This window comes from Variovorax sp. 10N420, assembly GCF_056394705.1.
Genome location: NZ_JBFTIJ010000001.1, coordinates 736,290 through 759,113, shown reverse-complemented (window position 1 = coordinate 759,113; position 22,824 = coordinate 736,290). Strand labels below are relative to the sequence as shown.

The window sequence follows — 22,824 nt, the reverse complement described above, 5'->3', positions numbered from 1 at the left end:
GGTGAGACGCATACTAGCCGACACAGAAAGCAATTAGCGCGCCATTGAAGCGCGCAGGGAGTGGATTGCTATGCAAGCAGGGGTTGTCTCGTGACGCCGGGCGGGGATGCGCGCGGCTGGGTTGTTTTTGCCGCGATGGCGGGTTCGGTCTGGGGTGCGGCGTTGCAGTTGCAGCAGGCGGCGTTGTGGCCATGGCCCTCGTACGCGGGGATGGTCGCATCTGCGCTCATCGGCGCCTCGACACGGAGATGGCTTCCGCGCATCCGTTTCGGTGCTCTGGCGTCGGCGGTGCTGATGGGGGCCCTGGCTGGCGCGGGCCTCGCGGGCTGGCGTGCGGCTGCCTATGTGAACGATGCAATGCATCCGGCGATGGAGGGTCGTGATGTGTGGGTCACCGGCCTGGTGGCGCAGATGCCCCAGCACAGCGAAAGCGGTCTGCGCTTTGCATTCGAGGTCGAATCGGCGCGCTGGGCGGATGCATCGGTGGAGGGCACGCCGCCTCGAGTGCCGTCGCGCCTTGCGCTGGGCTGGTACGCGGATACGGTTGCCCCTGTCGCCCTCGCCCCTGTGCATGCGGGTGAACGCTGGCAGTTCGTTGTTCGCCTGAAGGCGCCGCACGGGCAGCTCAATCCGCACGGCTACGACCACGAGCTTCGACTATGGGAGCTGGGCGTGCAGGCGACGGGCTACGTGCGCACCGGCCCGCGTGATCCCCGCCCGGAGCGTCTTGGCGAGACGTGGCGCTATCCGATGGAACGTGCGCGCGAGTCCGTGCGCGATGCGATCTTCGAGCGCGTTGCGGACCGGCAGGCGGCCGGCGTGATCGCGGCGCTCGTCACCGGAGACCAGAACGCCATCGATCGGGCCGACTGGGACGTCTTCCGGGCAACTGGTGTTGCGCACCTGATGGCCATCTCCGGACTTCACGTCACGATGTTCGCCTGGCTCGCGGCGCGTGTGGTCGGCGTGCTTTGGCGCCGCAGCGGACGTTGGATGCTGACGTGGCCGGCCCAGCACGCTGGGCTGCTCGGCGGCGTTGCGCTCGCAACGCTGTACGCGCTGTTCAGCGGATGGGGCTTGCCTTCGCAGCGCACGGTGTGGATGCTCGCCGCCGTTGCCTTGCTGCGCTTGTCCGGCAGGCGCTGGCCATGGCCCTGCGTCTGGCTGCTGGCTTGCACGGTCGTGGTGCTGCTCGATCCATGGGCGCTGATGCAGGCCGGGTTCTGGCTGAGCTTCGTGGCAGTGGGCGTGCTGTTCGCCTCTGGGGTGGACGGCTTGGAGGGTGTGAACGGCGCGAATGGCGCTGCTCGGAGCCGACTGGGACGACTGCTTCGAGAGCAATGGGTCGTCACGCTGGGCCTGACGCCACTGACTCTGTTGTTCTTCCAGCAGATTTCAGTCGTCAGTCTGCCTGCCAATGCGGTGGCGATTCCCTGGGTCACGCTCGTCGTCACGCCGCTGGCGATGGTCGGCATGCTCGTGCCCCCGGTATGGGAAGCGGCCGCGTGGGCCGTGCAGGGGTTGTCGGTGCTGCTGCAATGGCTAGCGCGTTGGCCGTTCGCGACCGTGTCGATGGCCGCCCCGCCGCTCTGGATGGCCATCGGCGGAATCGCGGGCGGGCTCCTGCTCGTCATGCGATTGCCGTGGTCGATGCGCGCCCTGGGCTTGCCCTTGCTGCTGCCCGTGCTGCTATGGCAGGCGCCGCGCCCTGCAGCGGGCGAGTTCGAACTCCTCGCAGCCGACGTGGGGCAGGGCAACGCAGTGCTGGTGCGCACGGCCGCCCACAGCCTGCTGTATGACGCGGGGCCGCGCTACAGCCTCGAAACCGATGCCGGCAGCCGCGTGCTCGTGCCCCTGCTGAAAGCATTGGGCGAGCGCCTGGACACCGTCGTTCTGAGCCATCGCGACAGCGACCACACCGGCGGCGCGCCGACAGTACTTGCATCGCAAGCGCAGGCTGAACTGCTCAGCTCGATCGAGGCCGACCATCCGCTGCAGCAGCTGCGGCCCGCCCGGCGGTGCCTCTCGGGCCAGCGCTGGTCCTGGGACGGCGTGGATTTCGAAATCCTCCATCCGGGGGAAAACGAGTACATCTTTTTCACCCGGCCGAATGCGGTCTCGTGCGTGCTTCGCATCTCCAACGGCCGTGCGACTGCGTTGTTGGCGGGAGATATCGAGCGCCTGCAGGAAGCCGCCCTCGTCGTGCGCAACGCCGATCTGCGGGCGGACGTGCTGCTGGTTCCGCACCATGGCAGCAAGACCTCGTCGAGCCCGCTGCTGCTGGATGCGGTGAATCCGCGCATCGCGCTGGTCCAGGCCGGCTGGCGGAATCGATTTGGACATCCGGCGCCGGAAGTGGTGCAGCGCTATGCCCAGCGCGGCATCGCCCTGGTGGACACGCCGCACTGTGGGGCCGCGTTGTGGTCCAGCCTCGTGCCGGGCGAGGTGAGCTGTCGCCGCCAGGCTGCACGGCGCTATTGGCACCACGACGTTTCGTCATCTTCCGCCGTTGTTTGGCCTTGAACTTGCTAAGCTACGGGCAAGGAGATTGGTCGTCCATGCACAAATTCGACGAGATGTATGAGCAGCTGCCCTACAACGGCGCTGCCGTCAGGAGCCACTACAAGCGATACGACCAATGGCTCGCGAAGCAGCCCGCAGAGGTGATGCGATCGCGGCGCGAGGAGGCGGAAATGATCTTCCGCCGGGTCGGGATCACCTTTGCCGTCTATGGCGCGAAGGACGAGGACGGCTCGGGCACCGAGCGATTGATCCCGTTCGACCTGCTTCCGCGCATCATCCCCGCGCACGAGTGGGCCTCGATGGAAAAGGGCCTCGTGCAGCGCGTGACAGCGCTCAACCGCTTCATCCATGACGTCTACCACGGCCAGGAAATCATCAAGGCCGGCGTCATTCCGGCCGAGCAAATCCTGAACAACGCGCAATACCGCCCCGAAATGGCGGGCGTGAAGGTGCCGAACGACATCTACTCCCACATCTCCGGCATCGACATCGTGCGAGCGCCCGACTCGGCGGGCAACGGCGAGTACTACGTGCTCGAAGACAACCTCCGCGTACCCAGCGGCGTGAGCTACATGCTGGAAAACCGCAAGATGATGATGCGGCTTTTTCCGGAGTTGTTCAGCCAGAACCGCATCGCGCCGGTGGCGCATTACCCTGACCTTCTGCTCGAAACGCTGCGCGCCTCCGCGCCGCCCGCAACGGCCGAGCCGACGGTCGTGGTGCTCACCCCGGGCATGTACAACAGCGCCTATTTCGAACACGCCTTCCTCGCGCAGCAGATGGGCATCGAGCTGGTCGAGGGGCAGGACCTCTTCGTCAAGGACGACTTCGTCTACATGCGCACCACGCGCGGCCCCAAGCGCGTCGACGTCATCTACCGCCGGGTGGACGACGATTTCCTCGATCCCGAAGTCTTCAGGTCCACGTCCACGCTCGGCTGCCCCGGCCTGATGCGCGCCTACCGCGAAGGCAACGTCGTCATCTGCAACGCGGTGGGCACCGGCGTGGCGGACGACAAGTCGATCTACCCCTACGTCCCGAAGATGGTCGAGTTCTACCTCGGCGAAAAGCCGATCCTGAAGAACGTGCCCACCTACATGTGCCGCAACAAGGACGACCTCGACTACACGCTCGCCAACATGAAGGACCTCGTGGTCAAGGAAGTTCATGGCGCGGGTGGCTACGGGATGCTCATCGGGCCCGCTGCGACGCAGGCCGAGATCGAAGACTTCAAGAAGGCGGTGCTCGCAAAGCCCGACGGCTACATTGCCCAGCCGACGCTGAGCCTTTCGAGCTCGCCGACTTTCGTTGAATCGGGCATCGCGCCGCGCCACATCGACCTGCGGCCCTTCGTGCTGTCGGCCAAGGAAGTGCAGATGGTGCCGGGCGGCCTCACGCGGGTGGCTCTCAAGGAGGGCTCGCTGGTCGTCAACTCGTCGCAGGGCGGCGGCACCAAGGACACCTGGATTCTCGAAGCGGACCGCAACGGCGCCGCCCGGGCCGGAGCGGCGCAAACGCAAACCAAAACGCAAACCCAGACGCAGTCGTCCTGATCAACGGAGCCCTTCAGATCATGTTGTCACGCACCGCCGATCACCTCTACTGGATGTCCCGCTACACCGAGCGCGCCGAGAACACCGCGCGCATGCTGGACGTCAACTACCAGACATCGCTGCTGCCGCAATCTGCCGAAGTCGCCAAGTACGGTTGGCAGGGCCTTCTGTCGATCAGCGAACTGCTGCCGCTCTACAACGAGAAGCACGAGGGCTTCAAACCCGACGAGGTCATGGAGTTCATGGTCAAGGACGAGTCGAATCCATCGTCCATCCTCTCGTGCCTGCGCGCGGCGCGCGAGAACGCCCGTGCGGTGCGCGGCGCGCTCACCACCGAAGCCTGGGAAACGCAGAACACCACCTGGCTCGAAGTCAATCGCATGCTGCGCAACAGGGAGTTCGAGCGCGATCCGGCGCAGTTCTTCGAATGGGTCAAGTTCCGCTCGCATCTTTCACGCGGCGTGACGCTGGGCACCATGCTGCAGGACGAGGCCTTCTACTTCTCGCGCCTGGGCACCTTCATCGAACGCGCCGACAACACCGCAAGGCTGGTCGACGTGAAGTTCCATGCGCTCAACAGCGAGTTCTTCGGCACCGCCACCGAGGAAGACCAGGAATACGACTTCTATCACTGGAGCGCGATCCTGCGCAGCGTCTCGGCTTTCGAGGTCTATCGCAAGGTGTACCGCGACGTGATCAAGCCCGAGCGCGTGGCCGAACTGCTGATCCTGCGTGCGGACATGCCGCGTTCATTGCATGCGAGCCTGCATGAGGTGGTGAGCAACCTCGACAAGGTCAAGAACGAGCAGAGCTCCGAGACCCAGCGCCGAGCGGGCAAGCTGCTGGCGGACCTGCAGTACGCAACGGTCGATGAGATTCTTGCGACTGGTCTGCACGCGTACTTGACGCAGTTCCTCGACCGGGTGAATGAACTCGGCTGGCGGATCAGCCAGGACTTCCTGGTTCCTGCGCACTGAGAGCTATCCGCCGACGAGCAGCGCGCCTGGAAAAGCCCGGAGCAATGCCGAGGCCGCGTGCTCACCAGCGCCCAAGGTGTGCCGGGCGCCTGTGATGCAGTCTTCGAACAAAAGCGTGTCGATCTCCGGAGGCAGGACGACCCGCGTATCGCCCCATGCTTCGGCTGGCGGCACCGCGGTCGGGCCCGGAAAGCGCGGACGGCCCAGGTCGTTCAACGAAGCAAAGAGGCGCACCGTGAGCGAGATGGCAACGCGGCCTTCGTGGCAGCGCAGGAAGCCGATCAGGTGGTGTGACTGCGTGCCGCGGATTTCGAGCGGCACATAACTGCCTTCGCTGAGCAGGTCGGGTTCACGCGCGCGCAAGCCGAGAAGTCGCCAAGTCAGCCAGTGCTTGGCGCGCCCATCGGCTGCCGATTCTGCGAGGCCCCGCACCGCCGTCTCCAGATCGCCGCCCTGGGCGAGCGCTTCGAGTTCTTGCAGCCGGCGCTGGCGGGCCTCGTAGTCGACCGGACGCCGGTTGTCCGGATCCACGAGGCTGCGGTCGATGAGCTCGCAGCCCTGGTAAATGTCGGGCACCCCCGGCGAGCTGAACTTCAGCAGCGTCAGGCTGATGTCGTTGAGCGCACCGTACCGGTCCAGTGCGGCCACTCCGTGTTGCAGATCGGCGAGGAAGTCCGTGCGCGCGTCTTGCGCAAGGATTCCACGAACGAAGCTTTCCAGCGCTTCTTCATAGGCAGTGTCCGGACGGGTCCAACTCGTCGCGGCCTTGCCTTCGCGTGCCGCCTTCACCATGTAGCGGACGATGCGCGCCATGTAGGCTTCGAGGTCGGCTGCGTTGGCCTTCGCCGCCGGCAGGGTTCCAAGCAGCGTCTGGTAGAGCAGGTACTCGTGCACCGGCGTCACGCTGCCGCGCAGCGGGGCGTTCAACGCCCGCCACCTTCGCAGCGCGAGCCGCCAGAGACCGGGGCATTCCGACAGCACGTCGATGCGCAGCCGAACGTCTTCGGAGCGCTTGTTGTCGTGCGTGGAGGTTGCCAGCATCGTGTGCGGCCAACGCTTTCGCCGGTCGTCGCTGGCCACATGAAACTCCGCGACCGGCACGCCGATCTGGTTCGGCTCTCCGCCCACTTCATTGACTGCGCTCAGCGGAAAGTAGCGGTAGAAGGCCGTGTCTTCCACGCCCTTGGCCGCGACGGGTGCGGTGAACTGCTGAAACCGTCTCGCAAACCGCACTGCCGCGGTGCGCAGTGGTGATTCGCGTCCGTCGGGCGGCAGACCGAGCAGCGCATCGCGCAGGAACCCGAACACCGATGGGTCCGGCAATTGCAATCGCTCGCGGGCGGCATCGATGGCCTGGTCGATGTAGCGCAGGTCCTGTGCGCTCGCTTCCTCGGCGTTGTAGGTGCGATAGACGGTCATGCAGGCGGCCACGGTGGCAATGGCCTCGCGCAACGTGTTGAGCGTGTGGTCGCGGGTCCGGTGGTGGCTCTTCCCGATGTCGAGCAATGCATTCGCCAGGACTTCGAGATCGGAGGCGAGTGTGCCGTGGGCGACTTCACGCTTGGCGAAATACACCACGTCTTCGTAGCGTTCGTGCATGCCCGTGAAGCCGCGCCAGATCCGCGTCAGGCGATCCGCGGCCCGATGATCGACGAGCACTGCATTCGCCAGGTTCGCAAAGCGATAGCCTGTCGTGCCGTGGATGGCCCAGGACACCGGCACGTCTTCGTGCGGCGCGGCGATCTTCTCGGCGACCACGTAGAGTGGGCACTCGGGCCGGCCGTTGGCGTCCCGGCCGCGGGACTTCTTCCCGACGCGCGCCACGAAACCATCCTGCAGCCGATCGAAATAGCAGGCGGGGTCTTGCAGGCCATCGGGATGGTCGATGCGCAATCCGTCGACCCAGCCGCGCGCCGCAAGGTTCAGCGCGAGCGCGTGCGTCGCTTCGAACACTTCCACGCGCTCCGTGCGAAGCGCCGCGAGTTCGTTCACGTCGAAGAAGCGGCGGTAGTTGATCTCGTCGGCCGCTGTGCGCCAATGAGCGAGCCGATAGGACTGTGCCTCCAGCAACTCGTGCATGGCTTGGCGCTGATCGTGGCCGTTGAGCGCATGCACTGCTGCATCCACGGCCCGCGCGGCGGCGGGGGTTTCGGACTCCAGTGCGGCGAGTCGGTCCGCGAGGACCTTCTTGTCCCTTGCGCGCCGGGCGACAGCATCGGCGTCCTCGCCAGACACCGAGGGCATTTCGCGCGATGACTCCGCGATGGCACCCAGCAGTGCCGCGGCCTTCTGGTCGTGGACGCGCGTCGCGGCGCGGTCGAGGATGAGCGAGAAGGTCTGCGGCGCCAGCGGAAAGAAGTGATCGAAGTAGCAAACGCCGAACGCCCCTTTGGCCGGCTCCCAGCGCAACTGGAGTTCACCACGCTCCAGCACCGCGCCATAGTGATCGCCCAGCACCGGCAGCAGCACCTTGCCGGTCAGCCCCGGCGCCAGCGCCTCCCATTGAATGTCGAAGTGCGATGCGTACGGCGAGGCCGTTCCGTTTTCGAGCACGTCCATCCACCAGCGGTTGTCCGTGCCGAGCACGCCCATGTGATTGGGGACGAGGTCGATGAGCTGCCCCATCCCGTGGTCCTTGAGCACACGCGTGAAGCGTTCGAATGCAGGCATGCCGCCGAGTTCGGGATTGATCTCATCGTGCGCGACCACGTCATAGCCATGCATGCTGCCGGGCCGCGCCCGGTGAATCGGCGAGCAATAGACGTGGCTCACGCCCAGCTTCGAGAGATACGGAACGATGCGCGCCGCGTCGTCGAAGGTGAACCTGCTGTGCAACTGCAGCCGGTAGGTGGCGCGCGGCACGCGCAGCGGCAGGTTCGAAGTCTCCGCAGGGCGTTCGCGGGCGAGCGGGCGGGCTTGCGAGAGTGCGGCGCAGATCTTTTGGACGCCGGCCTCCCGCCAGAGCGCCTCGACAGTGGGGCCGTACTTGCGGCGCCAGTTCGGATGTTCGTCGACGGTGCCCGGCAGATTCGCCTGCTGGACGCTGCCCAGCGCATCTTCGAGCTGAAGCGCCATGAGCTTCGATGGGGCGCCCGCAAGAAAGGCGTGCACCGCTGTGATACCGCCGGAATCCAGCGGTCCATTGCCCGACGCCGTGCTCAGGCTGGCCGCGAGTTCGGGTGCGTGGCGTTGCATCGCCTCTTTGAGGCGCGCGCGCGAATGGGCGCGCTCCAGCGTCTGGTGCGCCAGGGTCTCCCGGTCGGCGATCAGGCCGAGTTCGAAGCGCGTCTGGAGATCGTGCGCCGACCACCAGCCTGCCAACGTCGCGAGATCGTGCGTGCTGACGGCCGCGATCGCGTCGCGCGGATAGTCCGCCGGTGCGCGAAATGCACCGTCGCTTTCCTGCTCGAAGTAGAGCACCCGATACGACAGCACGCCGAAGCGGCGCAGCGTCTCGCGCATGGCCTCGGGCACCGTGCCGAGGTCTTCGCCGATCACCAGGCAGCGGTGGCGCTGGCTCTCCAGTGCAAGCACCGCGAAGAGCTCTTCGACCGGATAGCTCACGTAGGCGCCATCGCGCGCGGCGCCGTCGGCGGGGATCCAGAAAAGGCGCATCAGGATCATCACGTGGTCGATGCGAATGGCGCCGGCCTCGTGCATGTTGGCGCGCAGCGCTTCGATGAAGGGCTTGTAGCCTCCCTCGCGCAAGCGGTCGGGCCGCAGCGGCGGCAAGCCCCAGTTCTGGCCTTCGAGGTTGAAGGCATCGGGCGGCGCGCCGACGCGAACGTCGCGTGCAAAGCTTTGCTGATGGCGCCAGGCGTCCGACCCGCTTCGATCGGCCGATACAGCGAGGTCGAGATAGAGGCCGATGGCCTTGCCCGATACGGCACACTGCGCTCCGACCGCCTGAAGCTGCCGCGCAGCCTGCCACTGGAGGTATTCGAAGTAGCCGACTTCAGCGCCGTGCTCTCTTGCGAAGTCCGCCACGGCCGGCGAGGCCGGATCGCGGTAGGGCTCAGGCCACACGGGCCAGCCCCAGACGTTCGCATCCGCAGCGTGGAAGTGCGCCTGCAGGGCTTCGAACAGCGCGTGCTGGCGCAATGCCTCTCCGCCCTGTTCACAAAATCGCGCGAAGGCCTGCGCCTCCGGGTCGCCGTCATCGCGTTCGCCGAAGCGGCTGTGGAGCATCGCCAGCACTTCGTGCTTCAGCGCCGCAACGCCGGCGTAATCGACGAGCGATGCGTCGCGCAGTTCCGCGAGGCGCGACTGGAACGCAGGCGACCGGACCCTTTGCCGGGCGCCGGCACAGTCGGCGAAATCCGGCACCGCTTCCACGTCGATGTAGAGCACGTTGAGCTGCGACCGCGACGAAGGGCTGTAGGGGCTCGTGCGAGCCGGATCGTGCGGAAAGAGCGCATGAAGCGGATTGAGTCCCACGAACTCGGCGCCTGCGTGTGCGGCCCGCGCGACGAAGTCCTTCAGGTCACTGAAATCGCCGATCCCCCAGTTGCGCGCGGAACGGAGCCCGTAGAGCTGGAGGGTGAATCCCCAGGCACGACCCTCTTCGAGAATCTGCGGACGATGACACTGCGCAGGCGCGCAGATCACCAGGCATTCGCTCTGCAGGCCACCGAGGCTCAGGCGGTGATAGCCGTCGGGCAGCGCCAGCGGAATCGAAAGCTCGTAGCGTGCATAGGCGATGCCGGCTATGTCGGCATGCTGCGCCGCGTGCAGATCCCTCGTCTCTGCCGCGCCTTCATGCACGGCACCTTGCTCGTCGACCAGCCGCCATTCGATGCGCCCTGTCGAGGTCGGCAGCCTCACGTCGGAGACGAACAATGACTGCGAGCCCGAAGCAACAATCAACGTCGGCGGCAACGCACGCTGCCATGTGGCGCGTTCGGCGGCCGCGTCGGCTGCGCTGAAATCGGCCCGCGGCTCGCGCTCGACGAAGCCTGCGTCGAGCAACAGCGCCGCCAACCCTTCGTTCGACACTGAATGGCGGTTGCCGAATGCGTCTTCGAATTCAGGCGCGATGCGGTAGCGCTCGCACAAGCGCCGGATGCTCGAGACCTCGTCGTCCGTGAAGCCGGGTTCAGGCATCCGGCAACTCCTCGATCGATGCGCAGACACCGCCAGGCACGAGCGGAAGCTGGGCCTCGCTTGCGGCCTCCTGGGTTGCGGGCAGCCTGTAGATGACGCGGCCGGGCGGCCATGCCACCTGAGCGTCCGTGGTCCCGAAGTTCGCAACGAGGTGCAGAAGCGATGGCTGGGCGTTTCCGTTGAGGCCTTTGCCCAGTGACCACACCAGCCGAAGCGCATCGCCTTCGACCGACCATTGCACCAGTTGAGTTCCATGGCCGAAGCGCGGCGCAAGCTCGGCATGGCGCACGGCAAGCACCGCGCGCGTGTGTTGGAGTTCCTTGGCGTGCTCAGGCTGCGCGCGTTCGGCGTCATCGAGTTTGGATGCGGTAAACGCCTCCATGCCATTGGGATCAGGAATCTTCAGGCGCGCCTTCTCGTCCGCAAAAGCTGCGAAGCGCCCGAATTCCTCGCGCCGCCCGGCCGATACCGCGGCAGCAAGCTCCGGGCCGAAATCGCAAAAATAAAGGAAGGGCGTATGCGCGCCGTATTCCTCTCCCATGAACAACATCGGCGTGTGCGGCGAAAGCAGGACGCAGGTTCGGGCGGCGCGAAGCAGGTCCGGCGCGGCAAGGACGTCGATGCGCTCACCCAGGGCGCGATTGCCGATCTGGTCGTGGGTCTGCAAAAACGATACGAACGCGCCAGGCGGCAGATGGTCGCAAGGCTCTCCGCGAGGTTCGCCCCCCCGAAACGCGGATGGCTGGCCTGCGTAGACAAAGCCCTGGGCAAGCGCCAGCCCGAACTTCTCGAGCGGATGCTGCGCATAGTCCGCGTAGTAGCCATCGGTTTCGCCCGTCAGCAGGACATGCGCGGCGTGGTGCAGGTCGTCGTTCCACTGTGCGGTGGCGGCAATCGGCTTGCCCTCGTCATCGCGGGTGAGCCGATGGGCCTGGTTCAGGTCGTTTTCGAGCACCACGTGCACTTGCCGATGCCGGCCCGGGCCTTGCTGCAGTGCGGCGCAGACCTCTTCGACGATGGGCGGCGTCGAGTCGTCGCGAATGGCATGGACCGCATCCATGCGCAGGCCGTCGAATCGATACTCCTCGACCCAGTACAGCGCGTTGTGCATGAAGAAGTCCCGCACCGTCCGCGAATCGGCTCCGTCGAAGTTGATCGCGGGGCCCCACGGCGTCTGGTGGGCCGCATTGAAGAACTGCGGGCAGTAGGCATGCAGGTAGTTTCCCTCCGGCCCGAAATGGTTGTAGACCACGTCGATCAGCACCATCAAGCCGAGTTCATGGGCAGTGTCCACGAAAGCCTTGAGCTGCTCGGGCGTGCCATAGCTGGTGTCGGGCGCGTAGGGGAGGACGCCGTCGTAGCCCCAGTTGCGGCGGCCGGGGAAGTCAGCAATCGGCATCAGCTCGATGGCGGTGATGCCTAGTTCGGCCAGCGCCGGAAGCCTCTGTCTCGCCGCTTCGAAGGTGCCCTCCTGGGTGAAGGCTCCCAGGTGCATTTCGTAGATGACCGCTTCCTGCCAGGGGCGGCCTGACCAGGCGTCGTCGCGCCACGTGTAGGCCTGCGGATCGATCACTTCGCTTGGGCCGTGGACGTCGTCGGGGTTGCGGCGTGAAGCGGGGTCGGGAACGCGCAGGCCGTCGGGCAGGCGGTAGCGGTAGCGATCGCCGGCAGCGGCCTCCGCCGCCGTGTGTTCGTGCCAGCCGTCGGCATCGCGCTGCATTGGAGCTTCACGCCAGTCTCCGCCTTTGGACCATTCGAGGACGACCTTTGGAACATCGGGCGCCCAGAGCTTGAAGCGGACGCCGTCCCGGCACACCTCCGCGCCGAAAGGCATCGAATGCTGGTGTTTCATATCGCGGTCCTCGTATGCCGCAGTAGCGCGAGCGACCGGTCCTGCAATGGATAGGCCGGCTCGTCGAGCGTCATCGAGAGGGCGCTCTCGCGCGCCGTATCGATCACGCGTGTCCAGGTTGCTCCCGGACGCGGCGGCAGCGTAAAGGGCAGGGGCTCGTGGTAGGCGTTGAGCAGCAGCAGGAAATCGTCATCGCGCTGGGATTCGCCGCGCGGCCCCACGTCGATGATGCCCGCGCCCGAGAACATCATGCCCAGGCAGCGCACGTGCTCGCCCCAGTCGGCCGGCGCCATTTCATCGCCATCGGGCTTGACCCAGACGACGTCCTTCTGCTGGCCATCGCCAACGGGCTGTCCCCGAAAGAAGCTGCGTCGGCGAAACGATGGATGCATGCGGCGCGTGCGAATCAGCAGCGCGACGAAATCGCGCAGGGAATCGGCTTCCGGAGAAGGGGTCCAATCGAGCCACGACAACTCGTTGTCCTGGCAATAGGCGTTGTTGTTGCCGTGTTGCGTGTTGCCGCGCTCGTCGCCCGCAAGCAGCATCGGCACGCCTTGCGACAGCAGCAGCGTCGCGAGGATGTTGCGCTTCTGGCGTTCGCGCAGCGCGAGGACTTCAGGGTCGTCCGTCGTGCCCTCGGCGCCGCAGTTCCACGACAGGTTGTTGTTGTTGCCGTCGCGGTTGTCTTCACCGTTGGCCTCGTTGTGCTTGTCGTTGTAGGAGACGAGGTCGTGCAGCGTGAAGCCGTCGTGCGCCGTGACGAAGTTGATGCTCGCGTGCGGCCCCTTGCCGGACCAGCCGTAGAGATCCTGCGAGCCCGAGAGCCGGTGTGCGGCTTCGCCGGCCACGCCCGCATCGCCTTTCCACCAGCCGCGGATGCCGTCGCGGTAGCGGTCATTCCATTCGGCCCAGCCCGGCGGAAAGTTGCCGACCTGGTAGCCGCCATGCCCCAGGTCCCAGGGCTCGGCGATCAGCTTGACCTGGTTGAGCGTCGGGTCCTGGCGGATCGCATCGAAGAACCCGCCCAGGTTCTCGACCTTGCCGGCCTCGCGGGCGAGTGCCGACGCAAGGTCGAAGCGAAAGCCGTCGACGTGCATTTCCTCGGCCCAATAGCGCAGTGAGTCCATGACGAGCTGCAGCGCGCGCGGCTGCTCCAGATTGACGGTGTTGCCGCAGCCGGTGAAGTCGTCGTAGTAGCGCGGCTGCGCGCCATTGGCGATGTAGTAGGACATGTTGTCCACGCCGCGCATCGAGAGCGTTGGCCCCAGGTGGTTGCCTTCGCACGTGTGGTTGTAGACCACGTCGAGGATCACCTCGATGCCTGCCGAGTGCAGGGTCTTGACCATGGTCTTGAATTCTTTCACCTTGCCGGAGGCGCTGTAGCGCACTTCCGGCGCGAAGTAGCCGAGCGTGTTGTAGCCCCAGTAGTTCTGAAGGCCCTTGTCGGCAAGATGGCGATCGTTGATGAACGCGTGCACCGGCAGCAGCTCGATGGTGGTCACGCCCAGGCGCTGCAGGTAGTCGATGACCGGCGAACACCCCAGTGCCGCATACGTGCCGCGCAGGTGCTCCGGAATGGCGGGATGCTGCATCGTGAAGCCGCGCACGTGCATTTCGTAGATGACCATGTCCTGCCAAGGAACCTCGGGCCGGCGGTCTTCGCCCCAGGTGAATGCGGTTTCGAGCACGCGGCTCTTGGGCATGAAGGCCGCGCTGTCGCGGCGGTCGAACGACAGATCCTGGCGCTTGCTGCCGACCGAGTAGCCGTAGAGGGCGTCGCTCCAGCGCAGTTCGCCGATCAGGTCCTTCGCATACGGGTCGAGCAGCAGCTTGTTGGGATTGAAGCGATGGCCTTCTTCGGGTTTGTAGCGCCCGTGGATGCGATAGCCATAGGCCATGCCCGGCCGAGCCTCTGGGAGATAGCAATGCCAAACGTCGTTGGTGCGCTCGCGCAGCACGATTCGTTGGCGCTCATGCCGCCCCTTGTCGTCGAAGATGCATAACTCCGCCTTTTCCGCGTGCTTGGAGAAGATCGCGAAGTTCACGCCCTGGCCATCCCAGGTTGCGCCAAGCGGGTAGGGACGCCCTGGCCAGACCGCGGTCAGGGCTACATGATTGCGTTTGGTCACGGGTGGGGCCGATCACGGTCTGTTCGGGGCGGCCACGCGGCGGTCGGGCGGTTCGCTCCGGGAAAATCACGGGTGGTCGTTTCGCGCACGACGGGCCGCGGCGGAGGCCGATCGCGCGGCCACCACTCCTCGATGCGGCGTGCGGCCCAATCCTTGCCCGCGAGCCCGAAGGCCAGTGCCAGTGCGAACACCACGCCGGCGAGGATGATCAGGAAGCTCTGCCGGACGATATCGCCACCGACCTTGATCTGGTCGAGCGCGATGAGCACCACGAAAAGCAGGATCGCGTATTGCGCCAGCTTGCCGAGCAGTTGCGCATCCTGCATGCCGGCGTTGCGGCTGTAGGCACTGATTCCGTCCCCGACGTACTTCGCGAAGAAGGCGCCGAAGACCAGGATCAGCAGCGCGACGAACACATTGGGCACGAACCACATCACGCGCCCGAGCATGTCGGCCGCATAAGTGAGCCCGAGCCCGTTGAAGGCAACGACCAGCGAAATCAGTATCACCAGCCAGTAGGCCAGCGCACCGAAGACGACGGTCGAGTCCTGCACCATGCCGCCCTTGCGGAGAAAGTCGTCGATGCCGGAGCGCTCGGTGAGCACGTGGAAGTTCAACGCATGCAGGCCGCGCACCACGGTGAAGCGCGCCGCCTTGGCCAGCAGCCAGCCGACGGCGACCGCCAGCACCGCAAAGAGCAGCCGGGGGAAGTACGCGCCGATCTGGAACAGGAAGGCGCGCAACGGCTCGAGATGAATGGAGAGGCTTTCCATGGACGTGCTCCGGGTGATGTGTGTGTCCGCGCTCAGCGAACGGCCGTTCGTTCAAGCAATGCGAGGATTCCCTGCAACGGAACGGGCACCCAGTCGATCCGGTTGTTCAGTTCGTAGCGCAGTTCGTAGAACGCCTTCTCCAGCTCGAAGAGTTCGAGAAGCTGCCTGTCGACCGGACCCGACTCCGGGGCCAGGACCTCCTGGTAGCCGGAAAGAAATGCGGCTCGCGTCTCGCCCTCCCAGGCGCGCGCCGCGGCGTCCAGGCGCACCAGCTCCTCGGCATTCTGGGCAGCGCGGCGCAATGCGCTCCAGCGCGCGTAGTTGAAGGAGCGCAGCATGCCGGCGACATCGCGCAGCGGCGATTGCTTGGTACGGCGCTCTTCGATCGGCCGTGCGGGTTCGCCTTCGAAATCGATGATTACGAAATCGTTTCGCGTCAGCAGCACCTGTCCGAGGTGATAGTCGCCATGGAATCGCGTTCGCCACGCTGTCTTGCCTGCAAGATACACGCCATCCACGAAGGTATCGACCGCCTTGCCCATGCCGAGCAGTCTCGTCGCGTCGTCCTGCGCGCTGGCGGGCAGCGTGGTGCGCACGAATTCGCCGAGCTGCCTGAGTGTGCCCGCGGCCTCGGAGCGCACGGTTTCGCGGATCTTTTGAAGGTCGGCATCCGCCATCGGCACCGGTTCGAAGGCGGCGTTGCCAGTGCGCTTGGCGAGCGCATTGTGCAGTTCGGCCGTGCGGGCGCCGAGGATGCGGATCAGCGCGAGAAATGCGCCGTGCAGCTCGGGCGTGGTTGCGCCGTCGGTATCACGCAGTTCGCCCAACACACGTTCGAGGTACGCCAGCGTGTATTCCCATCCGTCGCCCTGGTTCGGCACGTAGGCCTGCAGCAGCGCGAGCGTCATGACCGTGCCGTCCTCGCCCAGGTATTCGAGCGCGCCGGCAATCGGAACCCCATGCACGAAACCGGCTTCTTCCGTGAGGAAGCGGCCCATTTCCAATTCAGGATTGACGCCCGCGCGCAGTTGGCGGTAGCCCTTCAGGAACAGGGTTTCGCCGAGCGTGACCACCGTGTTGCTGCTGACCGGGCTGGGCGGACTCACGGGCAGCGTATCGATGACTTCAGCGGGAAACTCCCGCCCCAGCGATGTGGGCCGGAAGTGAAGCTCGCCGTGGTCGGTGCGAAGCCGCGTTTCATGCACGATGGCGCGAACGACTTGGCGGCAGAACGCCTCGTCGAAGAAGGCATCGCCCATGACGCCGACGTTCGCCTGCTGCCGCACCTTTGCGATGGCGGCCTGCTGCAGCGATTTCATGCGCTCTTCGTCGCGGTCTTCCCACGCGAGAGCCAGCGGCATGAAGTAGGTGGCACCGCCGGGCGGTCCTTGCAGAGCCAGCAGCGGCAGCATCCAGCTGTAGCCGTCGATGTTCCAGACTGCCTGGTCGCGAAACGCGGCGCGCTCGATGTGTGAACCCTTGGTGGCATACCAGCGCTGGGCTTCGATGTGCGGCGGCAGCGTGTCAGTCTCGATCTGCCGACTCAGCCGGTCGGCAAAGCCGATGCGCCAGGGCACCACGCGGTCCCTGAAGATGCTGGTCCAGCCGTCGAAGAGCACCAGCACGGGGCGGTCGAGAAGGGCGACACCTTCCTGGTGCCAGCTTGGCATGGGGGCCTCCTCGGCGAGCCTGAACCAATAGAAGCCATGCGACGTCAACGTGAGCAGATAGGGCAGTTCGCCGATCGGCGGAAACGATGTGCGGCCCAGCATCTCGACAGGCACCCGGCCCTTGAACGCCGAGAGATCCAGTTCGACCGGCTGCGCCGCGCGCGACAGGTTGAACACCGACAGGATCACGTCGTCGTCATGTTCGCTGATGTAGGCGAGGATCTTTCGATTGCCCGGCTTGAGGAACGTGCGGCGCCCGCGCCCGAAGGCCCGGCTCGTCTTGCGCACCGCGAGCATCCGGCGCGTCCAGTGCAGCAGCGAGCTCTTGTCGCGCAACTGCGCTTCGACGTTGACGGCCTCGTAGCCATACATCGCATCCATGATCGGCGGCAGGTACAGGCGCTGCGGGTCCGCGCGCGAGAAGCCTGCATTGCGGTCCGGGCTCCATTGCATGGGCGTCCGAACGCCGTTGCGGTCGCCGACGAAGACGTTGTCGCCCATGCCGATCTCGTCGCCGTAATAGATGATGGGCGACCCCGGCATCGACAGCAGCATGCTGTTCATCAGCTTGATGCGGTCCTTGTCGTTGTCCATCAACGGTGCGAGCCGCCGGCGAATGCCGAGGTTGATGCGCGCCTGCATGTCCGCGGCATAAGTCGTGTACATGTAGTCGCGCTCGCGGTTGGTCACCATCTCGAGCGTCAGTTCGTCATGGTTGCGCAAGAAGATGGCCCATTGGCAGTTCTCGGGAATGTCGGGCGTCTGCTGCAGGATCTCGACGATCGGGTCGCGGTCTTCCTGTGCGATGGCCATGTACATGCGCGGCATCAATGGGAAGTGATACGCCATGTGGCATTCGTCGCCTTCGCCGAAGTAGCCGCGCACGTCCTCCGGCCACATGTTGGCTTCGGCCAGCAGGAATCGGTTCTTGTAGTTGGCATCGATGGCTGCGCGCAGCTTCTTGATGACTTCGTGCGTCTCGGGCAGGTTCTCGTTGGTCGTGCCGTCGCGCTCGATGAGATAGGGGATGGCGTCCAGCCGGAAGCCGTCCACCCCCATGTCGAGCCAGAAGCGCATGGTGCGAAACACCGCTTCGAGCACCTGGGGGTTGTCGAAGTTGAGGTCGGGCTGATGGCTGAAGAACCGATGCCAGTAATACGCCTTGGCGACCGGATCCCACGTCCAGTTGGACTTCTCCGTGTCCGTGAAGATGATGCGGGTGCCCGCATAGAGCGTGTCGGTGTCGCTCCAGACATAGAAGTTGCGCTCTGGCGATCCGGGCGGCGCCGTGCGCGCGGCCTTGAACCACGGATGTTCGCTCGACGTGTGGTTGATGACCAGTTCGATGATCACGCGCAACTCGCGCTTGTGCGCCTCTTCCAGCATGTCGCGGAAGTCCTGCAGCGAGCCGTATTGCGGATGCACGTCTTCGTATTCGGCAATGTCGTAGCCGTCATCGCGCAGCGGCGAAGGATAGAAGGGCATCAGCCAGATGGTGTTGACGCCCAGGTCCTTCACGTAGTCGAGCTTGCTGGCCACGCCCTTGAAGTCGCCGACGCCGTCGGCATTGGAGTCCAGAAAGGCTTTGACGTTGAGCTGATAGATGACCGCATCGCGGTACCAGGTCGGATCGCCGGAGGTGTCGATCTCGGTGGTTTCGAGGACGAGTGTCGGCAGCGGGGCGTTCATGGGCGCCTATTGGAAATAATCGAAATCGCGCTCGTCTCGCACCCGCCGCCGCACCGCAAGGATGTGTGCGGGCAACCGGTTCGGATCGAGCAGGATGTAGTGCCATGCGCCGCGCCACGTGAAACGCTGGTCACTCAGGAGGTCGTGCATCTGGAAAGGCTTGTCGCCCTCCACGCCGACGAGCGCGGGATCGAGATGGACCCAGCCGGCCTGCACGTTGTGCGGATCGAGGTTCACCACCGTCACTACGACGTGCGAGCCGTCCGGCGTGGCCTTCATGTAGGCGATCAACTGGTCGTTGTCGATGTCCAGAAACCGCAGGCTCTCGTCGGCCTGCAAGGGTGCGTTGGTATGGCGGATCTGATTGACGCGCGCAATGAAAGGGCGCAGGCCGCGGTCGGGGCTCCAGTCCCAGTCGCGCAACTGGTACTTCTCGGAGTCGAGGTATTCCTCGCTCGAAGGCTCGCGCGGCTTGTATTCCATCAAATCGAAAGCCGGGCCATAGATGCCGTAGTTGGCCGACAGCGTGGCAGCGAGCACCAGCCGCGACTTGAATACGGCTTCTTCGCCCGTCTGGAGTGCGGCGTGAAGGATGTCAGGCGTGTTGGGCCACACGTTCGGCCTGAAGTAGTCCTTGCCGGGGCCGCGTGTGAGCTCGGTGAAATACTCCGTCAGCTCCTGCTTCGTATTGCGCCAGGTGAAGTAGGTGTACGACTGCGTGAACCCTAGCTTGGCGAGGCGATGCATCACCTTCGGCCGCGTGAAGGCCTCGGCCAGGAAGATCACCTCCGGGTGCTCGCGCTTGACCTCCGTGATCGCCCATTCCCAGAACCCGAAGGCCTTGGTGTGCGGGTTGTCGACGCGAAACACCGTGACGCCCTGCGCGATCCAGTGGTCCAGCACCGACTTGAGCTCACTCCAGAGCCCCCGCCAATCCGGGCTCTCGAAGTGAAAGGGATAGATGTCCTGGTACTTCTTCGGCGGGTTCTCCGCATACTGCACGGTGTTGTCGGGCCGCCATCGAAACCATGTCGGATGCGCCTTCACGTAGGGATGGTCCGGCGCGCACTGAAAGGCGATGTCCATGGCCACGTCGATGCCCATCTCCGCCGCCTTGGCCACCAGGCGCCGAAAATCTTCCGCCGTGCCGAGCGCGGGCAGGATGTCCTTGTGCCCGCCTTCAGCGGCACCAATGGCCCATGGACTGCCGACGTCGCCGGGCTCGGTCGCCAGCGCATTGTTGCGGCCCTTGCGTTGCAGGCGGCCAATTGGATGGATCGGCGGGAAGTACAGCACGTCGAAGCCCATCGACGCCACCAGCGGAAGGCGCTTCTCGACGTCACGAAAGGTGCCGTGCGCGCCCGGCGTGTCCGAGGCCGAGCGGGGAAAGAGCTCGTACCAGGTGCTGAAGCGGGCGCGCTCGCGATCCGCCACGAGCGGCAGTTCCGCCGCGAACCGGGCCTCCAGGCTGCGATCGGGATTGCGCGTGGCAATGGCGGCCAGTTCGTCGTCAAGCGCGAGCGCCTTGAGCTCGTTCGCATTCACGCCCGGGTTGGTGGCGCGTTCGTCAAGTGCGCGCGCCCATTTCGCAAGCGCCTGACGGTCATCGCCGTTCGCTCGGCCTGCCGCTGCGGAAATCTCGAGCGCTCCGGTGCGCGCGGCAACGCGGATGTCTTCCGGATCCACACGGCGAACGAGCTCGTGCCGCCACGATTCGAACGCGTCGACCCAAGCGACCACGGTGTAGAAGTAGCGCCCGGGCATGGGCGGCGTGAAGTCGGCATGCCACTCGTCGTTGTAGCGCAGCTTCATCGGCAGCTCGTGGCGTGAGGCATCGCCGTCCTTCCACCACTGGAGCATCACGCGGGGCACATCGTGCCCGTCGGTGAAGACATGTGCCGTCACCCGAAAGCTCTCGCCCGCGACGCGTTTGACCGCAAAACGGCCGCCGTCGACGACGGGCAGCACGGCATCGACTACAGCGCGGCGCCGGCCGTCCGCCGCATCGACGGGTTCGGGCATGTGCGGCGGCGACAGCAGGGCGCTAGGCATCGGACTGCACCTTGAAAAAGAGCGTGGAAAGCGGCGGCAGCGTCAGGCACACGGAGTACTTCTGTCCGTGCGAATGCATCGGTGCGGCTTGCACAGCGCCAAGATTCCCCCAGCCCGAGCCCCCGAACGTACTGGCATCGCTGTTGAGGATCTCCCGCCATGTGCCGTCCCGAGGCACGCCGACACAGTAGTTCTGACGCGGCACCGGTGTCAAGTTGCACACCACGAGAACCGAGTCGCCCGCGCGTGAGCGCCGCAGGAAGGCGACCACGCTCTGCTTGTTGTCGTTGGGTTCGAGCCACTGAAAGCCGTCCGCGGAGAAATCCAGCTCGTGCAGCGCCGGCTCCGCCCGGTAGACACGATTGAGTTCGCCCACCAGATGCTGAACGCCCCGGTGCTCGCTCGAATCGAGCGAGGCCCAGTCGAGCTGCCCTTCATGCGTCCACTCGCGCCGCTGACCGAACTCGCCGCCCATGAACAGCAGCTTCTTGCCCGGATGCGCCCACATGTAGGCAAAGAGCGAGCGCAGGTTCGCAAACTGCCGCCACGGATCGCCTGGCATCTTGCCGATGAGCGACCCCTTGCCATAGACGACTTCATCGTGCGACAACGGCAGCACGAAGTTCTCGCTGAAGGCATAGACCATCGAGAAAGTCAGCTGATGGTGATGGAAACGGCGATGCACCGGATCCTCGTGCATATAGGCGAGGGTGTCGTGCATCCAGCCCATGTTCCACTTCATTCCGAAACCGAGGCCGCCCATGTCGGTAGGCCGCGAGACCTTGGGCCATGCGGTCGACTCCTCCGCGATCGTGAAAGTGTCCGGCTGCTCGCGGTACACCGCGCGATTGAGTTCCTGAAGGAAACCGATCGCTTCGAGGTTTTCGCGCCCGCCGTGCTGATTGGGAATCCACTGCCCGCCCTGGCGCGCGTAGTCCAGGTAGAGCATGGACGCCACCGCATCCACCCGCAGGCCGTCGATGTGATAGCTGGCCAGCCAGAAGAGCGCCGATGAAATGAGGAAGCTGCGAACCTCGTCGCGCCCATAGTTGAAGATTGCCGAGTTCCACTCGGGATGAAAGCCCTGGCGCGGATCCGCGTGCTCGTAGAGATGCGTGCCGTCAAAGCTGGCGAGCCCGTGCGCGTCCGTCGGGAAGTGGGAGGGCACCCAGTCGAGGATGACGCCGATCCCGCGCTGGTGCAGGTGGTCGACGAAGTACATGAAGTCCTGGGGTGTGCCGTAGCGCGATGTCGGCGCGAAGTACCCCGTCGTCTGGTAGCCCCAGGAGCCGTAGAACGGGTGCTCCGTGATCGGCATCAGTTCGACGTGCGTGAAGCCGACCGAGACGACGTAGTCGGCCAGTGCATGCGTGAGCGCGCGGTAATCCATCGGACGGCCGTCTTCGCGACGCCAGGAGCCTGCATGCACTTCGTAGATCGAAATCGGCGCGTCGAGGCTGTTGCGGGCCGCGCGCGTGCGCATCCATTCGTCGTCGGCCCAGGTGTAGTCGAGCGACCAGAGCCTGGATGCGGTTGCCGGCGGTGTTTCGGCGAAGTACGCGAGCGGGTCCGCTTTCTCGATCACCCTTCCGGACTTGCACAGGATGCGGTACTTGTAGGCTTGACCGTGCCGCGCGGCTGCCACCTGTCCGTGCCAGACGCCCGTGGAGTCCGGGCGCGGAGACAGCGGGTCGGCATGGCCGTCCCAGTGGTTCCAGTCGCCGATGACGGCGACCGAGCTTGCGTTCGGCGCCCACACGGCAAAGAAGGCGCCGTCTTCTTCCTTGTCGGCCAGTCGGCCGCCCAGCCGTTCGTAGAGCCGCGAGTGCGTTCCCTCGCGAAAAAGATAGGCGTCGGTGTCGCCGAAGGTCACGGGGGAGTTCAAGGGAGTGGTCCGGTCAGCGGTCAAAGGAGCTTTGTAGTCCTGTGCGCCTGTGCTGCCACGAGCGAAAGCACGCGACCGCGTGTCGGACGGCACCTGACGAGCGTTCCGCCCGGAAGGACGACAAGCGCCTATGCAGATCGGGCCAGTGGATGCCTACAGTTGTGCGGCATGTACCCCGATGTCGTTCGGCACGCCTGCGCGAGATACCCGAACTCACCCTTTCATCCAACCAAGGAGACTTTCATGACCCCTGAATCGACCAGCGACGTCATCTCTTCCGAGCGCGTCGAGGGCACAAACGTCTACAACAAGGCGGGCGAGAAGCTCGGGTCCATCGACGACATCATGATCGACAAGCGCTCAGGCCAGGTCCGCTATGCCGTTCTCGAGTTCGGTGGCTTTCTCGGCATGGGCACGGACCGCTATCCATTGCCTTGGAACATGCTGACGTACGACACGTCGATGGACGGTTATGTCGTGCCGCTAGACAAGGCCAAGCTTGAAGGCGCACCGCGCTACGCCGAGACGCAGGCGCCGGAATACACGCCTGACTACAGTCGCAGCGTCAACGACTACTACGGGGTGAGCTGGTAAGCAGCCAGGCAAGTTGCCGACGCG

General features: G+C 65.2%; 11 protein-coding genes. 4 read left to right on the top strand and 7 right to left on the bottom strand.

Going from position 1 to position 22,824, the window contains the following annotated elements:
* The first annotated feature begins 135 nt into the window (after positions 1-135).
* The 3 genes from AC1DEK_RS03490 to AC1DEK_RS03480 are packed head-to-tail and all read left to right on the top strand — an operon-like array spanning position 136 to position 5,053.
* Positions 136-2,523 (top strand): DNA internalization-related competence protein ComEC/Rec2, encoded by a 2,388-nt coding sequence (locus tag AC1DEK_RS03490; protein ID WP_478123991.1) that lies wholly within the window; start codon positions 136-138, stop codon positions 2,521-2,523.
* A 35-nt stretch (positions 2,524-2,558) separates the two neighbouring features.
* A complete protein-coding gene (locus tag AC1DEK_RS03485; RefSeq protein ID WP_478123790.1) occupies positions 2,559-4,076 on the top strand; it encodes a circularly permuted type 2 ATP-grasp protein in 1,518 nt (505 codons plus the stop codon).
* Between the two features lie 20 nt (positions 4,077-4,096).
* Entirely contained in the window at positions 4,097-5,053 is a 957-nt protein-coding gene (locus AC1DEK_RS03480) for an alpha-E domain-containing protein (RefSeq protein ID WP_478123789.1), read from the top strand.
* A 3-nt stretch (positions 5,054-5,056) separates the two neighbouring features.
* Here AC1DEK_RS03480 and treY read toward each other — a convergent pair whose 3' ends face one another.
* The 7 genes from treY to glgB are packed head-to-tail and all read right to left on the bottom strand — an operon-like array spanning position 5,057 to position 22,230.
* Positions 5,057-10,156 carry a malto-oligosyltrehalose synthase gene (gene treY, locus AC1DEK_RS03475; protein WP_478123788.1) on the bottom strand — a complete coding sequence of 1,700 codons (5,100 nt, stop codon included), beginning with the start codon at positions 10,154-10,156 and terminating at the stop codon, positions 5,057-5,059.
* The gene (gene treZ / locus AC1DEK_RS03470; protein WP_478123787.1) at positions 10,149-12,008 is read right to left on the bottom strand and encodes a malto-oligosyltrehalose trehalohydrolase; all 1,860 of its coding nucleotides are present in this window, start codon (positions 12,006-12,008) and stop codon (positions 10,149-10,151) included. The genes treY and treZ overlap by 8 nt, the downstream gene beginning before the upstream one ends.
* Positions 12,005-14,137 carry a glycogen debranching protein GlgX gene (gene glgX, locus AC1DEK_RS03465; protein ID WP_478123786.1) on the bottom strand — a complete coding sequence of 711 codons (2,133 nt, stop codon included), beginning with the start codon at positions 14,135-14,137 and terminating at the stop codon, positions 12,005-12,007. Before glgX ends, treZ begins: the two co-directional genes overlap by 4 nt.
* Complete coding sequence (locus AC1DEK_RS03460) at positions 14,134-14,910, bottom strand: mechanosensitive ion channel family protein (protein WP_478123785.1); 777 nt, start codon at positions 14,908-14,910, stop codon at positions 14,134-14,136. The genes glgX and AC1DEK_RS03460 overlap by 4 nt, the downstream gene beginning before the upstream one ends.
* Before the next feature lie 32 nt (positions 14,911-14,942).
* Complete coding sequence (gene treS, locus AC1DEK_RS03455) at positions 14,943-18,269, bottom strand: maltose alpha-D-glucosyltransferase (RefSeq protein WP_478123784.1); 3,327 nt, start codon at positions 18,267-18,269, stop codon at positions 14,943-14,945.
* A gap of 6 nt (positions 18,270-18,275) precedes the next feature.
* Entirely contained in the window at positions 18,276-20,321 is a 2,046-nt protein-coding gene (locus tag AC1DEK_RS03450; RefSeq protein WP_478123783.1) for an alpha-1,4-glucan--maltose-1-phosphate maltosyltransferase, read from the bottom strand.
* Positions 20,314-22,230 (bottom strand): 1,4-alpha-glucan branching protein GlgB, encoded by a 1,917-nt coding sequence (gene glgB / locus AC1DEK_RS03445; RefSeq protein WP_478123782.1) that lies wholly within the window; start codon positions 22,228-22,230, stop codon positions 20,314-20,316. The genes AC1DEK_RS03450 and glgB overlap by 8 nt, the downstream gene beginning before the upstream one ends.
* Positions 22,231-22,449: 219 nt before the next feature.
* Between glgB and AC1DEK_RS03440 the strand changes: the two genes are divergently transcribed.
* Positions 22,450-22,800 carry a PRC-barrel domain-containing protein gene (locus AC1DEK_RS03440; RefSeq protein ID WP_478123781.1) on the top strand — a complete coding sequence of 117 codons (351 nt, stop codon included), beginning with the start codon at positions 22,450-22,452 and terminating at the stop codon, positions 22,798-22,800.
* The last annotated feature ends 24 nt before the right edge of the window (positions 22,801-22,824 follow it).